The following is a 19,411-nucleotide window of genomic DNA, read 5'->3' as shown; positions in this document are numbered from 1 at the left end:
ATCACTTATAATTTAAAACTACTTTTGCTTTTTTGATTTACAAGGAATATAATTATCAGTTATAGTAGCAAATCTTATTGATAAATATTAAAAATAGATCAGTATAAGAAATAATTAGAGATTTATAGATATAATGTTTTAATAATATATGTCTATAAATCTTTATTTTTTAATTATGTCTTGTTTCAACTGATAGAATTTTAGATGAGCATATGTAATCATATTTTATAAAAAATCATATGTATTATATTGGGAAAAAGGATAGCTATAAGTTTACATTTAGGTGTATTTACGGTATTATTAATATAGAAAAACTAAGAGGAAAATACATTTAATAGATACTTTAAATATAAATAATTTTTTGTTTCAGGATATGTAAACGAAAATACGGGTTATTTAGAAGAATTTATAGCACTAGGTGTTTTTTTATAAATAGGAAGTTCTTATGAATTTCTTTTTAATTACGCGCAATAAGGCAGAATATTTTGATGTTAGGAAAGGGGATTTAATTAATGAAGAAAATAGTAGTATTAGATGGCAAGACGTTAGGAAATGTAGATTATATTAAATTAAATGAATTTGGCCAAGTAATTTATTATGATTTAACTTCAGAAGAGGATGTAGCTGAACGAATTAAAGAGGCAAATATTGTATTAACTAATAAAGTGAAGTTAAACAGAGAAAATTTAAAAGATGCAGTTAATTTAGAATTAATTTGTGAAACTGCTACTGGATATAACAATATAGATATTGCTTATGCTAAAGAAAGAAATATTGCAGTAACTAATGTTAAAGGATATTCCACGACAACAGTAGCGCAGCATACATTTGCTATGTTGCTTCATTTATATGATAATATTAGTTATTTTGATAGCTTTGTTAAGAGTGGGGAGTACTCAAGATATGATATGTTTACAAATTTAGAGATGCCTTATAAAGACTTGTGCGGTAAGATATGGGGAATAATTGGTCTTGGTAATATCGGTAAAAGGGTGGCAAGAATAGCTCAAGCCTTTGGTGCAAGGGTAGTGTACTACTCAACTTCAGGTAAAAATGCAGATTCAGATTATGCGAGAGTGGAATTTGATTCGTTATTAAAGCAATGCGATATTATTTCTATACATGCACCTTTAAATGAAAAAACTGAAGGATTAATAAACTATGAAGCGTTTACTAAAATGAAAAAGGATGCAATTGTTATAAATGTGGGCAGAGGTCCTATAGTAGTAGATGAAGATTTAGCTAGAGCTTTAGATGAAGAAATAATAGGAGGAGCCGCGCTAGATGTGTTTAAAGAAGAACCGATTCCAGAGGAAAATCCTTTATTAAAAATAAAAAATAAAGATAGATTAGTATTAACTCCGCACATAGCATGGGCTAGCGAAGAAGCTAGAAATAGATTATTTACAGATTTATTAGAAAACATAAGTGCCTACAATAGAGGCGAAAAAAGAAATAGAGTAGACGTTTAGGCAGTTAACAGTTTACAGTGCACAGTTTACAGTTATGGAAGAAAAGCCACAGGCTTTTCATAAATAATAAAAAAATCCCCACAGGGATTTTTTTATTAACTGTTACTTGTTAACTGTTAACTGATTTAATCTGGTTTTATTTTAGGTTTAGTGTTAATATATATAAGTGCTAAAAGTAATAACTAAAGGAGGATAAGAAAAATATCATGGCGAAGGTTATTATTGCAGAAAAACCATCTGTCGCTAAAAATATAGCAGATGCATATAACATTAAAACTAGAAGAGATGGTTACTTTGAAGGAAATGGTTATTACATAACATGGGCATTTGGGCATCTCTTGCAGCTATACGATGCTAAAGACTATGATGAAAATATGAAGGGCTGGAGATTTGAAAAGTTTCCTTTTATTCCAGAGCATTTTTTGTATAAGGTGAAATGCGATAGTGTAGACAGGACTATGGAAGATAAGGGGGCAAAAAAGCAACTTGGAATAATAAAAACTTTAATTGATAAGGAAGATGTTGATGGCATAATTTCAGCTACTGACTACGATCGCGAAGGGCAGGTTATAGCCGACGAATTATTTGATTATTTTAAGGTAGAGAAGCCTGTATATAGATTACTTTTAAATGAATGGACTCCAGATGAAGTTAAAAGCGGTATGGAATCCTTAAAAGATAATAAAGAATTGCAGCCACTTCAGGATGCAGGAATAGGAAGACAGTGGAGCGATTGGATTATAGGCATTAATTTAACTTCAGTAAGTACATTAAAATATAAGTTTGAAGAAAATAAGACTATTAATATTGGAAGGGTTCTTCTTCCAACATTGAAAATTATATATGATAGAGATAAAGAGATAGAAAATTTTACAGCAACTACTTATTATAAATTAGTATCAAACTTCAAAACTTCTACCAATGAAGAATTTGAGGGTCTTTATTATGAGAATGATTCGGAAAAATTTGAAAAAAAGGAAGAGTTGGATAAATTTATTCCGCTTCTTGAGGGAGCTACTGCTAAAATTATTGATAAGCAGACAGAATTAAAAAAAGAGTATCCACCATATTTATTTAATTTATCTAATTTACAAGGACACATAACGAGTAAATATAAAGGATGGACATCAGACAAAGTGCTTAAGGTTGCACAATCTCTTTATGAAAAAAAGCTTACTACTTACCCAAGAACAGCAAGTGTTGTCTTAGAAGAAAGTTTAAAGGACAGGGCAAAAAAGGTTTTAGATACATTAAAAGTTGGATTATCGTATGAAAAAGATATTAAATTTAATACATCTAAAAGAATTTTTGATAGTTCAAAGGTTGAAAGCCATAGTGCTATAACTCCTACCTACATTAAGCCTTCTGGATTATCTGCTGATGAGAAAATAGTGTATGAAGCAATAAAAAATAGATTTATAATGCAATTTATGCCTATTGCTGAATTTGAAGAGACTAAAGTTACTTTAAAAGCTAATGTTTCAGATATGAATGGAGTATTTATATCAAAGGGAAAAGTAAAGCTTGTGGAAGGATGGAAGGTAGTAGAGAAAATAGAAAGTAAAGATGTAATTCTGCCAAAGGTTGAAATAAACGAAAACGTAGATATCATAGATTCAAAAGTTAATTCTGTTACTAAAAAGCCACCTAAATACCATACTGAAAAAACCTTACTTAGAGTAATGGAGACTTGTGGAAAGGGTATTGAAGGCACAGAAGAAGATTCAGAAGAAATGATGCAGGCTATTTTAAGCGGGTTTAGTATTGGTACTCCGGCAACCCGTGCAGAAACTATAAAAAAGCTAAAAGATATAGGTTATTTAAAGACCAAAGGAAAAAATCTCATGTGTACAGAACTTGGACGAAATTTAGTTGAAACTTTTCCTGTAAAAGAACTGTTTGACTTAGAATATACAGGTAGGCTTGAAAAAACTCTTTCAGATATTGAAAGGGGCAAATTTGCTAAAAATGATTTTATTAGATTGATAGTAGATTTCACAATTAATTCTGTTGATTTAATAAAAAAGGATGATGGAGCCTTATCAAGGTTTAAAGTAGAAATACCTAAAGGCAGTGAAAGTTTAGGACCATGCCCCGTATGTGGAAACCCAATAATCGAAGGAGAAAAAGGTTTTGGGTGCAGCAATTGGAAAAATGGATGCAAATTTACCATTTGGAAGGATGATAAATATATAGCCTCTTTTGGTAAAAAAATATCTAAGGAAATGGTTGAACTTCTGCTTAAGAATGGGAAAGTAGGATTTAGAAATCTTAAAAGTAAAAAGGGAAATACATTTTCAGCTTATTTTAAATATGAAAAGAATGATAGTACTGGATATTTTAATTGGAGAATGGAATTTATAGACTAGTCAAAAAATAATAAAAAGCATAGATATTTGAATCAGAGTTAAACAGATATTAGTTACTAAAACTTAATATCTGTTTTTTTGTTTTTTAGTATTTTAATATCAATTAAGGAAAAATTAAGAAAATATAAATTGATAAATAAGATTCTTTAGCCTATAATTTAAGTGTACTACAGCCACTAGTACACTTAAATTACAGGTTAAATAAACAAATGTAGAGTAATAAAATAGATGAAATTAAAGGGTAAGTATATACTGAAATTTTATTAATCATTTAGTTTGGGGGAGTAAATAGATGAAGAAATTTATAATGACAAAGCTTTTATACCTGCTAGTAATGATTTTTGCGCTAATTGGCTTTACGCCAGCACAATGTAATGCAGAAGATAATAGTTCAATAGCTATGAAAGTTAGCTATGGAATAGATGGCAACTTTAAGGGAATAGTAGCAATACCAGTAAATGTTGAAATTGAAAATAATGGTGAAGAAATAGATGGACAAGTAGAAGTTAGAGTGCCCACTAATGAATTGAATACATATGATGCATTTGTAACAGAAGTCAAATTAGCATCAAAAGAGAAAAGAACAGTAACAATTCCTATTAACTTACCACAAAACTCTTCAAAAATATCAGTTTTATTAACCCAAAAGGATAAGGTTCTAAAGGAAAATACAGTTGTAATAAGTACTGGAAGAATTAATGAGAATGGTATGTTCATGGGGACATTAACAGATGATTTTGAAGGGCTTACTTTAAGATATTTAGATTTTAGTGATTCAAATAATAATAAGGATTATATTAATAAAATCTCTAGTGTGCCTTTAAATCTTGATTTCTTAGCAGAAAGCTCTAAGAATATTTCTCAATTAGATACAATTGTAATTAATAATTATAATATTTCGAATTTACAGAAAGAACAATATGATACCTTATCTACCTGGGTTAATAATGGTGGAATATTAATTATAGGAAGTGGAGAAAATTCCTCAAAAACAATAGCAAATATAAGTAAAGAATTTTTAGATGTAACTTATAATGGCACAAAAGATATTAATGGCTATACACTTGCAAATTTAAACATAAAAAATGCATCTATAAAATTACAGGATGGAGAAAATCCATTGATATATTCACTTAATAAAGGAAAAGGTAAGATATATATTTCAACTTTTGATTTAGCAAATAAAAATATAGCATCAAAGGAAAATGTAGCAAATAAATGGAAAGAATGTTTAAACAGTGATTTAATAAACAAAAATAATGTTCAGTATAGAGGCGATAGTTATGTATCAGGTGAATTTGATAACTTAAGTTCTAATATTCCAATCAAAGACGAATTTAAAATAGGTACACTAATAGCTATATTTTTAGTTTATGCATTGCTTATAGGAATTATTTTATATTTTGTAATGAAAAAGCTAAACAAGAGAGAATTATTATGGGGGATCATACCAATAATATCTATTATTTTTTCACTTGTACTATATTTTCTTGGTGGTAATACAAGAATTCAAGATTTAGTGGTAAATCAAGTAAATATCATTTCAACGGATAAAAATGGTTCAAGTGAGGTTACTGGGTACTTAGGTATTGGTTCTAAATATAAGGATGATTTAATAGTTCAGGAACCGACTGGTTCTGTCCTTCAAGAATATGATAATCGTGATAATTTTATTGAAAATAAGGACGTAGACATTAATAAGCTTACGAAATTAAGAACAAAAGCCTTATATAGAGAAAATAATTCTTATTATGAATTTAATAAACTACCACCATTAAGAATGGAGAAATTTGAAATATTAGGTCATAAGGAAATAGTTCCTAAAGTTGAAGTAAAACTTAATTATAATTCTCAAACCTTGGCAGGAGATGTGAGTAATACTCTGGGATATGATATAAAAAGGTTATTAATAGTTTCATCTAATAACGTGTGGGATTTAGGTGGAATAAGCGTTAATGATAATAAGAAAATAGATGCGAATACATTTTTTGGCACAGGTTTAATAGCGTATGGGGAAAACTTGGAGCAAGATTATTTTAACAATAGTAGAAAGGGCAAAGCTTCGGTGGAACATAAGGAAGAATATAAAGATATACTTAGAATAGGCTCTTTAATTCGAGGAATTGGAGAAGAACAAATAACTAATAAACATGCGTATTTAATTGCCATTACTGATATGCCTATAGATTATGGATTTGATTTTGGTAAAAAATCTGTATCTAAATATGATACTACTGCAATTATCCAAGATATAGATATAGATTATACTGATACAGAAGGAAATTTATGCTATCCATTGGGGTATTTTAAAGGTGAAGTAGCAAAAAGTGATTCTACTATTCATATTGACACTCATAATAATCTAATTAATGGTACTGGTGATTTGATTTTTAATTATTCAGTAGATAAAGGAATAGATTTATTAGATTTGAAGATAGGATATGTAGATAATCCGAACAGAAAATCACAAGGGTTAAAAGGCTCTTTATATATTTACAATTTTGAAAAAGATACCTATGACAAAGTCAACTATACAGCAGATGGAGAGAGCATAAGCAATCCTAATCAATATATTAAAGATGGAAAAGTAACAATAAAATTAACAGGTAATGAGGAAAAGCGTGCAGGAATTCCAGAAATTGCTGTTAAGGGGAGGGCTAAATAATGCTGGTAATTAAAGAGTTAGAAAAATCATATGGAAAGTTTAAGGCTCTTAATAAATTAAATTTAGATATAAAAAAAGGGGAGATATTTGGGTTCATAGGCCCTAATGGTGCTGGTAAAAGTACTACTATGAAAATTGTATCAGGATTATTAGCTGCAGATAGTGGAGAAGTATATGTTGATGGAATTGATGCAATTAAGAATAATAGAAAGCTAAAGGAAAAGATAGGATACATGCCTGATTTCTTTGGAGTATATGATAATTTAAAGGCTTATGAATACCTAGAGTTTTATGGATCAATTTATGGAATCTCAGGTAAAGAAATTAAAAAGTTGTCAATGGATCTCTTAGAGTTAGTTAATTTAGAAAACAAATATGATGCTTATGTTGATGGCTTATCAAGAGGAATGAAACAAAGATTGTGCCTTGCAAGATGTTTAATTCATAATCCACAATTGCTTATTTTAGATGAGCCTGCATCTGGCATGGATCCAAGAGCCAGATTTGAAATGAAAAATATCCTAAAGAATCTTAGGGATATGGATAAAACTATATTGGTTAGTTCTCATATTTTATCTGAATTAGGGGAAATATGCACTAATATTGGAATAGTAGAAAGTGGACAAATGGTATGTCAGGGAACTGTGGAAGATATAATGAACGCGGCATCTGGAAACGAAAATATAATCATTAATGTTCTAAATAATGAAGAAAAAGCTGTTAAATTGTTAAAAGAAATGCCAAAGGTTGGCAAAGTAAAATTTGAAAATAATGAAATAAATATAACTTTCAGTGGAAATGAAGAGGATAGTGCGAATTTACTTAAAACATTAATAATGAATGATATACCTGTAATATCATTCAATAAAGAGACAAGCAGCCTCGAAGAATTATTTATTAAGATTACTGATAAAAATGAATTAAAGGAGGCGTTATAGTGAGGATTAATCCAGTTCTAAAAAATGAAACTAAACTTGCAGTAAGAAGCTTTAAATTTACGCTAGTAATATTTTTTTACGTAGTTTTATTGTCAGCAGGAGCACTATTTATATTCAATGTTAATGTTAGTAATGCATATTTTAATGGCATAAATTTGCAATATATTATTTCGTTTTACTTTGGATTAGCAATAATTCAAGCTATGTTATTGATGTTTATAGTACCCTCATTAACAGCAACAGCAATTTGTTCAGAGAGAGAAAAGCAAACCCTGGAAGTGCTTTTATCAACAAAAATGACTACATTTTCTATAGTAAGTGGGAAATTAATGGCTTCCATAAGCAGAGTTGTTATTTTGATAATTTGTACTATGCCAATATATTCTATTGCATTTTTAATTGGTGGAATAAGCTTAGAGAATATATTACAGTTGAGTTTGTTCTTTATAGTAACTACTATATTTGTAGGTTCTATAGGAGTTTTTATATCGACATTTATAAAAACATCAAGAGCAGCAACAGCAATAACCTATGGAGTAACATTATTCATATATGTAGGGATAGTTATAATATCATATATAATTGTCATGATTAATATGTCTAAAGCTATTTATCCTCAGGATGTAACAGCTCCATTATTTTCTTACTTAAGTCCTACAACTGGTTTTATAAGCCTGCTTAGCAGCCAGCTGGGGAGCGAAAGTGAATTATATTATGTAAGATTTATTAATGTTCCAGGCTTTGAACATGGTTATCTTATCTCTATGGGGGTACAGCTAGTTATAAGTGCATTGCTAGTATTTATAGCTGCATATAAGTTAAATCCGGTGAATAGAGGAATGAAATATATATTAAGACGTAAGTAAATTAAATTAATACAAAAAATAAATAAAGGAGAATCTATGGATGCTTTAGATGGGAAAATATTAGATTTTATAAAGAAATCTGGGGTGCGAATAAAATTTAATTTTCTTATAGATAAAATATTAATGGGGCTTCAGGCCTCATTAGTTTTAATTTTAATTATTTTAATTGCGGCGCTTTTTATAACTATTAAAAGCTCTTATGAATTAAGTTATCTAATTATAACAGTCTTTTTAGTAATTAGTATTACTATTGGAATCATAAAGTCGCCTAAGAAAAAAGAAATAGCTTTAATAGCAGACTCTAAAGGTCTAAATGAAAGAGTAATTACTGCATTAGAATTTAGAGGAGATAATAGTGAGATAGCTGTAATTCAAAAAAAGGATACCATAAGAAATATAAATGAATATAACTTTAAAGCAAATTTGCCTATAAAGATAAGGAAGAAAGAAATATATAAAATTATAATATTATTATCTTTATGCGCTATTGTAGCTGTAATTCCTACTCCTGCAAAAAAAGAGGCACAGAATTTGAGAGATTTTGATGCAATTAAAAATGAGATTTCAAAGAATATTGATAAAGAAGAAAAGAAGATTGAAAAAGAAAATGAGTTAACCAAAGAAGAGAAGGAGGGATTAAAAAAAATATTAGAGGAAACCAAAAAAGATTTGAAAGAACTTACTAAGAAAGAGGATATAAGTAAATTAACAGATAGGCTGGATAAAAAATTTGAGGCTATAAAAGAAAAGACGGAATCTCAGAAAGAAAAACAAGTAACTGATGATTTGAAGAAAAATTTAGTTGATAGCCAAAAAAATCAAGAAACTCGTGAAGCACTTAAAAATTTAAATGAAATAAATAATGCATTAAATAAAAGCGAGCTTGGGAAAGAGCTTTTGGAAACATTAAAAAACGGTGATAAGGATGCTTTAGAAAATAAATTAAAGGCCTTAAATGATTCATTAAAAAACTTAAGTGATAAAGAAAAAAGTGAACTTTCAAATTCATTAAAAGAAGCTGCAGCTAATTTAAGTGATGAAGAATTAAAGCAATTGCTAGAGCAGTCAGCTGATGGTGTACTTGACGGGGACATAGATCCATCGGAACTTGCCAATGCATTAGCATCATTAAAATCGGATTCTAATAGCGGGTCTAGCGGTCAAGGCAGCAATGGAAAAAGTTCAGAAAATGGTAATGGTTCAGGTTCTGGCAGTGGAAACGGAAGTGGAAATGGCTCAGGATCAGGAAGTGGTTCTGGGGGAAGTGGAAACGGTGGAGGCTGGAATACTGGTAGCAAGGAAGGTAAAGAAAATAATTCTAAACCAAGCAGTGGAGAGCAGGTATTTATTCCAGGAAGAACAATTGGAAATGATTCTAATTTAAAGGGAAGTAAGAGTAATAGTGGAACCTCTCAAGAAATTGAAACTCAAAATGGATTGAATTTTAATGGAGAAAAGAAAGATTATAATAGTGTAATAGGTGACTATAGTAAAGAAGAGATAGACTCTATGAATAATTCGTCTCTTCCAGAAAATCTACAAGGGGTAGTTAAAGATTATTTTAATAATATCAAGTAGAATACTGAGAATTTTATATTGAAGGGTGGTGCCTTTAGTAAGGATTTACTGTAAAATGTGTATTCTTGCTAAATGAATAATGGATATAAATGAAGAATTAATAAGTGATGTATTAGAGAAGTTAGAAAGATGCAGAAAAGAAATAGCAAAAGGCATTATAGGACAAGAGGAAATAGTTAGAGACGTTTTAATAGCTATTTTTTCAGGAGGAAATGTTTTGTTAGAAGGTATGCCAGGCCTTGGAAAAACACAGCTGGTTAAAACTATAGGAAAGGTTTTAAATCTTGGCTTTTCTAGAATTCAATTTACACCAGATTTAATGCCGGCCGATGTAGTTGGAACAAATCTAATAATTAAAGAAAATGATTCAACTAAGTTCCAGTTCGAAAAAGGACCTGTATTTACTAATTTGCTTCTTGCTGATGAAATTAATAGAGCAACCCCTAAGACTCAATCTGCTTTATTAGAAGCAATGGGAGAAAAGTCAGTAACTGTTGGAAAGGTAACTTATGAATTACCAAAGCCTTTTATGGTTCTTGCAACTCAAAATCCAATAGAACAAGAGGGAACGTATCCTCTTCCTGAAGCACAGCTTGATAGATTTCAGTTTAAGTTAAAGGTAGATTTCCCTAAGTTAGATGAGCTTATGAAAATAATGGATTTGACTTTATCTAATGAAGCCATGGAATTAGAAAGCATTTTAAATGATAAAGAAATTTTAAAAATTAGAAAGATAATTTCAGAAGTTCCAATGGCAAGCCCAGTTAAGGAATATGCACTAAAAGCAATTCTTGCTACGCATCCAGAAATTGAGGAAGGACACGCTCTTGTCAAAAAGTATGTAGAAGCAGGTGCCAGTCCAAGGGCAGCTCAAGGATTATTTAGCGGAGCAAAAGTTAAAGCCATAATGGAAGGCAGATTTAATGTATCCTTTGATGATATTAAAGCCATTGCTTATCCAGTGTTAAGACATAGAATTATTTTGAATTTTGAAGGAATGACTGAAGGCATAACAGAGGAGTTTATAATAGATAAAATTCTTGAAGATTTAAAGGTTGTGTAAGGGTAATGGAAGAAAGAATTTTTAATGAGGATTTCTTTAGAAAGTTAAACAAAATAAACTTAAATATTAATTTGAGATTGTCCAATGGTGCACAAGGAGGAAGAAAATCAAAAGCCAAGGGAGCGTCTGTGGAGTTTTCGGATTTTAGGGAATACGTTCCAGGGGATGATTTCAGAAGAGTTGATTGGAATGCCTATGGGAGATTAGATAAATTATTTATCAAGGTTTTTATGGAAGAAAGAGAAGGAGTTTTTAATTTCTTTTTGGATAAAAGCAAATCCATGGATTTCGGACAATTCAATAAAAGAAATAAAGCACTGCAAATTATTGGTGCCCTAAGTTATATTGCTTTGAATAATTTAGATAGAGTTTATATTAATGTGGCAGATGAAGAAAACCTTTCGCTTTTAAGAGGAGGAACTGGGAAAAAGGGCTTTCAAATGATTTTAAAAGAACTTGAAAGCATAGAGTTTAATGGTACTACAAAACTTTCGGAGGCCATAGTAAAAAGAAAGTTAAACAATAAAGGTGTAAGCATTATATTTTCAGATTTTTTTAATAATGAAGGGTTAGATTCTATAGAGAAAGGATTAAAATATCTAGCTTATAAAAAGCAGCAGATTGTTTTAGTTCAGATTTTAGCGGAAGAAGAAATAAATCCATCTATTGAGGAAGAGGTTACATTAGTTGATTCAGAGACAGGTGAAAAGATAAAATTGAATCTTAATTATAAACTTATTGAAGCATACAAGAAGGCCTTAAAAGATTTTAATAAGAAATTAGGAGATTTAGCTGTCAAATATGGTGGGACATTAATTAGTGTAAATTCAAATAAGGGTTTAGAAGAAATAATATTAAATGATTTTGGAAAGAAAAGAGTAATTTTTTGATTGTGCCTTATTAGGAGGAATAGAAATGGGAATAGGAAGTCTTTGGCCATTAGTTTTGCTAATAACAATTCCTTTAGTAGTCTTACTCTACATATTAAAAAGAAAGTATAGGGAAAGAAAAGTATCATCATCATTATTGTGGAAGGAAGCATATAGAAATACGCAAGCTAATACACCATGGGAAAAGCTTAAGGTAAATATAATGATGATACTTCAAATTCTAATAATATTGCTAATCATATTTGCATTACTAGGTCCATTTTTAAGATTTGGCGGGAAAACTTACAAAAATATAATAATAGTAATGGATGCAACAGCAAGTATGAGTACTTTATATGAAGGAGATAAAACTAGGCTTGATAAAGGCAAAGAAGTAGCTGAGGAATATATAAAATCAATAAAAGAAAGTACTAATAACTATATAATAGCTTTTAATGGAAACTCTAATATAGAAGCAAAAAATAATATTAATGAAGTCAATCAAACTTATGGAAAAGGCGATATAAATAGCGTTTTATCATATGTTAGATCTTTGACAGAAGGATTAGAAGAGTATGAAGTTTTAATTGTAAGTGATAAAAATGTTGATTTGGGAGATATTAATGGAAAGGCAATTTCACTAGCTAATAGCGGGGAAAATGCAGCTATAACTAATTTGTCACATAAGTTCTCAGATAACAAAATGAAGGTTATAGCAACGGTGAAAAATACAGGAAATAGTGATTATAGTGGTGATTTTTCACTATATAATGGAGAAGAACTGGTAAAGGTAGAGTCTTTAGAGTTACCTAAAGGAACAAGCCAAACCTTAAATTTTGAAATTGAGGATTTTAAAGGAGATTATTTAAAGGGAGAATTATCGAAAAAAGATTTAATAGCAGGGGATAATACTTATTACGATGTAGTTAGCAGCAATAAAGGTAAAAAGGTATTACTTGTAACTGATAAAAATGTCTTCTTAGAAAAAAGTCTCAGTAATATAGAAAATGTTGATTTATATAAAACAAATAGTGTGGATAATATTGCAGAAGATGATTATGATTTATATGTCTTTGATAATGTAATGCCAAAAGTAATGCCAAAAGGTGGCAGTATTTTGTTTATAAATCCTACATCAAATGAATTTTTTAAAGTAGAAGATAAGGAAGATGGTGGACAGGCTACAGGAGTCGAGGAAGAGCTATCTAAATATACAAAAGATATCAAGTTCACTCTATCAAATTATAAGAATATAGAGGTACCGTACTTTGGAAAAGCCTTCTTAAAAGTTGGAGAAAACACAATTGGTTTTTTAGGTGAAGTAGATGGAAGAAGTATTGGAGCACTAGGCTTTGACATCCATAATAGTGACTTAGCTCTGAAAAAAGAATTTCCTATTATGATTTATGAACTTGGAGAAAAATTAATTAAATCTGGAATACTATATAAGAACAACTACAAGGCAGGAGATGAAATAATAATTAAAGGAACTCCTCTTGGAAAAAGCCTTAGAGTTAAAGCACCAAATAAAAATTATACGGGGGTAACTCAAGGTTCAAGATATAATAGCATCTCTGAATTAGGTCTTTATAAGGTTGAGGAAGAATCTGATGAAAATAAAAAAAGTGAAGAAATGTTTTCTATTAATTTTCCGGCAGATGAAGAAAGTAATTTAAGTGAAGAGAAAATAGGTGAAGAGGATAATTTAAAATCTCAAGTTAAGATTTTAAAGAAAGGTTTAAGTTTAGTTCCATTATTGTTAATGTTAGCAATAGCAGGCCTTTTAGCAGAATGGATATTATACTTAAAAGGAAATTAGGTGTGAGCTTATGGGAATAGAAGTTACAAGGATATATGCATTAATTCTAATACCAATAATTTTATTATTCATGTATTTAACTTTGAAAAAGCTAAAAGGATTGGTTAGAAAAGATAAATTAATACTAATTAGCAGAATAACTATTTTAATGCTCATAGTCATAGGTATTTCAGATATAACCATTAATTTAAAAGGCGAAAATATATCAACGGTATTTTTACTAGATGTTTCAGACAGCATGAGCGGCTTCAAGGCAGAAGGAGTTAAATTCATTGATAATGCATTAAAAGAAATGCCTAAAAACAATAAGGCAGGAGTGATTGTTTTTGGTGATAATGCTTCAGTTGATAAGTTCATGGATACTAGTAAAGAATATAAACAAATAAAGTCAGCGCCAATAATAAATTCTACTAACATAGAAGAGGCAGTAAATAGTTCATTAGGTTTATTTGAAAAAGGTGCAGCAAAGAGAATTGTACTTATTACTGATGGAGAAGAAAACCAGGGTGATATATTAAAGACCGTACCTCTAATAAAGAAAGAGAACATTGATTTAAAGGTGTATAAAGTTGATAATGCACTTGGTGATGAGGCATATGTAGAGGATGTTAAAGTTCCAGATAATATTTCTATTGGAGAAGAATTTTCAGTAATTACAAAGATTGAATCAAATGTTCAAACTAAAGCAAAGTTAACTCTATTTTCTGGCAGAGATAAAAAAGGTGAGCAGCAAGTTGAATTACAAAAGGGAAGCAATACTTTTGCTTTTAAAGATGTTCAAACAAGCGGTGGTTTTAAATCTTATAGAGTTGTAATTGATCCGGAAAAGGATAGTAATAAAAGTAACAATGAATATAGCTGCTTTACTAATGTAGTATCGAAACCTAATATATTAGTTCTTGAAGGAAAAACAGGGGACAGTGCTGGAATTGTTGAAACTCTAAGGGCAGCTAATAGTGAATACAATGTAAGATTAGCAACGGGGGCACCTTCAACCTTAAATGAACTTTTAGCATATAAAACTATAGTCCTCGCCAATGTTCATGCAGATGATTTAAATAAAGGTTTTATGGATAATATAGAATCTTATGTTAAAGATTATGGTGGTGGAGTAGTTACTTTTGGAGGCGATAATTCTTATGCCTTAGGTGGATATAAGGATACCGCCTTAGAGAAAATACTGCCAGTAAATATGGATAAGAAGGGAAAAAATGAAGTACCTCAAATAAGCATAAGTTTAGTGATAGATAAGTCTGGAAGTATGTCAGATGGAGGTAGTGTTAGTAAGCTTACTTTAGCAAAAGAAGCTGCAATGAATTCACTAAATAATTTACGAGATACTGATGAAATAAATGTAATTGCCTTTGATGATAGTTACCAGGAAGTAGTTGAAAGACAAAAAGTACAAGATAAAGAAAAGATAAAAGGAATGATTGCTGGAATTTCTGGTGGTGGAGGAACTTCAATTTATCCTGCATTAGAAGAAGCCTATAAGTCACAAGTTGAAAGTAAGGCTAAAATTAAACATATTATACTTTTAACAGATGGACAAGATAGCTTTGGAGTAAGTAATTATCAAGAATTGATTGGAAAAATGAATGATGCAGGAATAACATTATCTACTGTATCAGTAGGAGAAGATGCGGATGGCCAATTACTTGGGAAATTGGCTGAAATGGGAAAAGGAAGAACTTATCATAGCGATAAATATACTGATATTCCTAGAATCTTTGCTAAAGAAGTACTATTGTCAAGTGGAACCTATATTATAAATGAAGAATTTACTCCTAAAGTTTCAAGTAATCATGAGATTCTAAATGGAGTGTTAGTTGATAACTCATTACCAACCTTACTAGGGTATGTAGGTACCTCTATGAAGGATAAGGCAATAGAAATTTTATCTTCAAGTCACGACGAACCAATTCTTGCAGCAAATCAATATGGGCTAGGTAAGACTGTGAGTTGGACATCAGACATAAATGGAGAATGGAGTAAAAATTTCTTAACCTGGAATAAGGGTGCCCAACTAATTAAAAATGCTATCTATTGGACAATTCCGGATCTTAATGATGCAGGAAAATTATCTATAACTCAAAGTGGAAATGAAGCAGTTGTAGAATTTTATAGTGATTCTGTTAAAGATGGATCTAAAATAAAGGGAGTATATAATAACGAAAAAGGAAACAGTGGAGAATTAGAATTAACTCAAGAAGAGCCAGGGAAATTTGTAGGAAGAGTTAAATTAGATGAATTGGGTTTTTATACTTTTAATATAAGGGAAGAGAATAATGGGCAAGTATTAAATAATTATAATGGAGCTTTTTCCTTTGAATACTCTGATGAATATAAGTTTAATAAGAATAGCGGGAAAATAGATACGCTAATAGAGGAAGTAAAAGGAAGTTTTATCAATAAACCTAAGGATGTATTTAAAGGTGAACTTAAAAGTGCATATAAAGCAATGAATTTAACAGAACCTACATTAATTGCAGCTATCTTATTATTTCTTTTAGAGGTAGCATATAGGAGGTTAAATCTAGATTTTTCAAAATATTTGATTAGATTTATGAATATATTTGCAGGGAAAGTTTTTAGAAAAAATATTGAGTTTTTAATCAAGAAAAAAGAAATTAGGAATAGAGATACTAAACAGTCTAATACAGAGAATTATACTGAAGAAGAAAAGGGGAATTTTACTGATAAGCTAAAGTCTGCTAAAAGTGAAGAAAAGGCAACTATATTGAAGAGTCATAAAAACAAAAATAAACCACAAGCATTAGATACGTCTGCTTTGCTAAAAAGTAAGAAAAAACGTGAAGATTAAGAAATAAATATAGGAAGAAGAATTAACAAAAAGGGGAATGACAGGTTCAAAAAATAATAGACCAGTGTGAGTGCATAGTTAGTCTATTTTTTATATGTGTAATTTAATAAATATCTATTAAAATTTAATTTATTATGTTATAATTATGGTAATATTTAAACAGACAAAGCTGTCTCAAAATTTATAAAATTTTGAGGCGGCTTTTTTCATTATAATAGTGAAATAAAATTATTTCCTAATAATAGAAATAAAAAATATATTACATAGAAAGAAGGTTATGCATTATGAAGAAATATAAAGAAATTAATAAAGATAAGTTAGTGAATGGACCTGATGTTTTTGCAGAAACATTTAGTGTTGAACTTTATATGAAAGAAAAACCAGTAATATTAGAAAGTGCATTATTAGCAAACATTAAAAAATATTGTGGAAATGTTGAATTAGCAGGTAATAAAGACAATAATACAACCTTTGCATTTATGGATCACATTTTAGAGTACAAAAATGTTAGCGTTCCTGTTTCTATAATTATCAGTGTCATTTATGACAGACCAGATCAGGAGAAATTAAAAAATTCTTTGGGGCAATCAGGAAATTTTGCTAACAGAGAATCAATTGAACAGTGCAAATATAGAGTTTTAGTAACTGATATAATGGCTATTGGTTTAGATTATACTAAAAGGGTAGAACTTTTCCAAAAAGCTCTTTATGGCATAGTTGAAGTAATGCAGTGTGAAGGGATTCATTTTCCTCTTACAGAACAAGTAATAAGCAGAGAAGATTATTTAGAGAATAATCCATTAAATGATGATTATGATATGTTATTTGGCATATTAAATGTAAGATTATTTAAAGTTGAAGGTGTAAAAAATGAATACATTATGGACACGCTAGGGCTTTCAGCAGTAGGATTATGCGATTTGCAATGTCATTTTAAAAATTTAGATCCTAACCATATATCAGATCTTTTATATTCTTATGGATATTATATTTTTGACAATCAGGATGCTGCAGATACTTTGGAAACTGTAGAAGGAATTAATGAGGATGATATATGGAAGTGCAGACATGAAGTCTCAATTGCTAAGCCTGAACGCGTAGTTTTAGATATAAATCCAGGAAACGAATATTCAGGCGGAAGTCGAAGATAGAATATTTACAGAATATGCTGCTAATTTAATAGTTGACTAGAAAGCCTTTTATTTTACTTAAAGAAATAGAAGGCTTTTTGGCTTTTATTCACAAAGAAACATTGATAATTATAAAAATGTAAAATATTTTTCATTTTTATATTGACATGTAAAACTTGTGATAGTAAACTAATAAAAGTAGTAATAAATTAAATATTTAGAGAACAATGGCGTTTTCATTTCAGAGGGAAAGATATATCTATGGCAGGTATACCTTTATGGGGTGATGACGTCTTTTTTGTATATATATATAAATTTTAAGTACAACTAATAATTAAAAACTTAATAATTATTCAAGGGGGAATAGAAAATGGAATTGTTAAACGGAGCAGATATGGGGTTTGTGATTATCTCTGCAGCGTTAGTAATGTTAATGGTACCAGGGCTAGCATTATTTTATGGGGGAATGGTAAAGAGTAAAAATGTATTAAGTATTACAGTACATAGTTATGCAGCACTTATTGTTATATCAATACAGTGGATTTTTATTGGTTACACTTTAGCTTTTGGTCCTGATTCACATGGTATAATTGGTGGATTAGACTGGAGTTTTCTAAAAAATATAGGAATGGCTCCTAACGCAGATTACGCAGGAACAATACCACATTTAGAATTTGTAATATTTCAATTAATGTTTTCAGCAATTACTGCAGCTGTTATTTCAGGTTCAGTTGCTGAACGTATGAATTTCCCTGCTTTTATAATATTAATTATTTTATGGAGCACATTTGTTTACGATCCTATATCACATTGGGTATGGGGAGCAAATGGATGGTTAAAGAATTTAGGTGTACTTGATTTTGCAGGTGGACATCCAGTTGAGATTAATTCAGGTATTTCTGGACTAGTTGCCGCAATAGTTGTTGGTAAAAGAAAAAGGGCAGTTCCAGAACCTCACCATATACCTATGGCAATATTAGGTGGTGGACTATTATGGTTTGGATGGTTTGGATTTAATGCAGGAAGCGCACTTGCTATGAATTATGTAGCTGTTAATGCATTTTTCACTACAAATACTTCAGCTGCTGCAGGAGCTATTGCATGGGTGGCATGTGAATGGCTAATTTACAAAAAACCTACAGCTTTAGGAACAGTCAGTGGAGCTATAGCTGGATTAGTTGCAATAACTCAAGGTGCGGGATATGTAAGCCCAATGTCAGCTGTATTTATCGGACTAGTTGGAGGAACATTAAGTTTCTTTGCAATAGCTATAATGAAGAAAAGATTAGGATATGATGATGCTTTAGATGCATTTGGATGTCATGGAGTAGCAGGTATATGGGGATCTATAGCCACAGCTATTTTTGCATCAAAGGCTATTAATCCAGCAGGTGCTGATGGAGCTATATACGGTAATTTCGCTCTATTAAAAGTTCATTTAATATCAACTTTATCAACAGCATTATATGCTGCTCTTGCAACATTTATTATATTAAAGGTTATGAGCTTAGTTATGAATTTAAGAGCAACTTCAGAACAAGAATCAGAAGGATTAGATATTTCACTTCATGGAGAAGAAGCTTATTCAGGATTAAATATGTAAAGATTTATTTATAAATATTTACTACACTTAAGCGTGTATTAATCGAAATTAGGTACATGTGTGTTTCATAGGTCTATGAAGCAAGCACACATGTACCTATTTCTTTGTTTTGATAAACGCGTAAGATTAGTAAATGTTATAACCCACTTTAGATAAACTAACTATAAATTGTACTTATACTTTTAAATATATCCCAACCAGAAATCAGAATCATT

At 30.1% G+C, this 19,411-nt stretch carries 12 protein-coding genes; all 12 read left to right on the top strand.

The features are described from left to right. Positions 1 to 512: 512 nt before the first annotated feature. The 12 genes from COL3_RS24970 to COL3_RS24915 all read left to right on the top strand — a co-directional run bounded on the left by COL3_RS24970 (position 513) and on the right by COL3_RS24915 (position 19,196). Complete coding sequence (locus tag COL3_RS24970; protein WP_008427760.1) at positions 513 to 1,472, top strand: D-2-hydroxyacid dehydrogenase; 960 nt, start codon at positions 513 to 515, stop codon at positions 1,470 to 1,472. Between the two features lie 206 nt (positions 1,473 to 1,678). Then, the gene (locus tag COL3_RS24965; RefSeq protein WP_008427758.1) at positions 1,679 to 3,841 is read left to right on the top strand and encodes a type IA DNA topoisomerase; all 2,163 of its coding nucleotides are present in this window, start codon (positions 1,679 to 1,681) and stop codon (positions 3,839 to 3,841) included. Positions 3,842 to 4,133: 292 nt separating this feature from the next. Beyond that, the gene (locus COL3_RS24960; RefSeq protein WP_008427756.1) at positions 4,134 to 6,506 is read left to right on the top strand and encodes a hypothetical protein; all 2,373 of its coding nucleotides are present in this window, start codon (positions 4,134 to 4,136) and stop codon (positions 6,504 to 6,506) included. Continuing rightward, positions 6,506 to 7,444, top strand: a complete 939-nt coding sequence (locus COL3_RS24955) for an ABC transporter ATP-binding protein (RefSeq protein WP_008427754.1) — start codon at positions 6,506 to 6,508, stop codon at positions 7,442 to 7,444. The genes COL3_RS24960 and COL3_RS24955 overlap by 1 nt, the downstream gene beginning before the upstream one ends. Continuing rightward, on the top strand, positions 7,444 to 8,310 hold the full coding sequence (locus tag COL3_RS24950; RefSeq protein ID WP_008427752.1) for an ABC transporter permease subunit: 867 nt from the start codon (positions 7,444 to 7,446) through the stop codon (positions 8,308 to 8,310). The genes COL3_RS24955 and COL3_RS24950 overlap by 1 nt, the downstream gene beginning before the upstream one ends. 36 nt (positions 8,311 to 8,346) lie before the next feature. Further along, positions 8,347 to 9,888 (top strand): hypothetical protein, encoded by a 1,542-nt coding sequence (locus COL3_RS24945; RefSeq protein WP_008427751.1) that lies wholly within the window; start codon positions 8,347 to 8,349, stop codon positions 9,886 to 9,888. Positions 9,889 to 9,967: 79 nt separating this feature from the next. Further along, a complete protein-coding gene (locus COL3_RS24940) occupies positions 9,968 to 10,951 on the top strand; it encodes a MoxR family ATPase (RefSeq protein ID WP_008427749.1) in 984 nt (327 codons plus the stop codon). Between the two features lie 5 nt (positions 10,952 to 10,956). Then, positions 10,957 to 11,841, top strand: coding sequence for a DUF58 domain-containing protein (locus COL3_RS24935; protein ID WP_008427747.1), 885 nt, complete (start codon positions 10,957 to 10,959; stop codon positions 11,839 to 11,841). A 25-nt stretch (positions 11,842 to 11,866) separates the two neighbouring features. Continuing rightward, a complete protein-coding gene (locus tag COL3_RS24930) occupies positions 11,867 to 13,639 on the top strand; it encodes a BatA and WFA domain-containing protein (protein ID WP_008427745.1) in 1,773 nt (590 codons plus the stop codon). A 10-nt stretch (positions 13,640 to 13,649) separates the two neighbouring features. Next, positions 13,650 to 16,463: a VWA domain-containing protein gene (locus COL3_RS24925; protein ID WP_008427742.1), complete on the top strand. Its 2,814-nt coding sequence runs from the start codon at positions 13,650 to 13,652 to the stop codon at positions 16,461 to 16,463. A 284-nt stretch (positions 16,464 to 16,747) separates the two neighbouring features. Then, positions 16,748 to 17,614, top strand: a complete 867-nt coding sequence (locus COL3_RS24920; RefSeq protein WP_008427740.1) for a DUF4261 domain-containing protein — start codon at positions 16,748 to 16,750, stop codon at positions 17,612 to 17,614. A gap of 349 nt (positions 17,615 to 17,963) precedes the next feature. Then, the gene (locus COL3_RS24915; protein WP_008427738.1) at positions 17,964 to 19,196 is read left to right on the top strand and encodes an ammonium transporter; all 1,233 of its coding nucleotides are present in this window, start codon (positions 17,964 to 17,966) and stop codon (positions 19,194 to 19,196) included. The last annotated feature ends 215 nt before the right edge of the window (positions 19,197 to 19,411 follow it).

It is taken from the genome of Clostridium sp. LS, assembly GCF_002760435.1.
Lineage (GTDB): Bacteria > Bacillota > Clostridia > Clostridiales > Clostridiaceae > Clostridium.
This window is presented reverse-complemented; position numbering and strand designations above follow the sequence as displayed.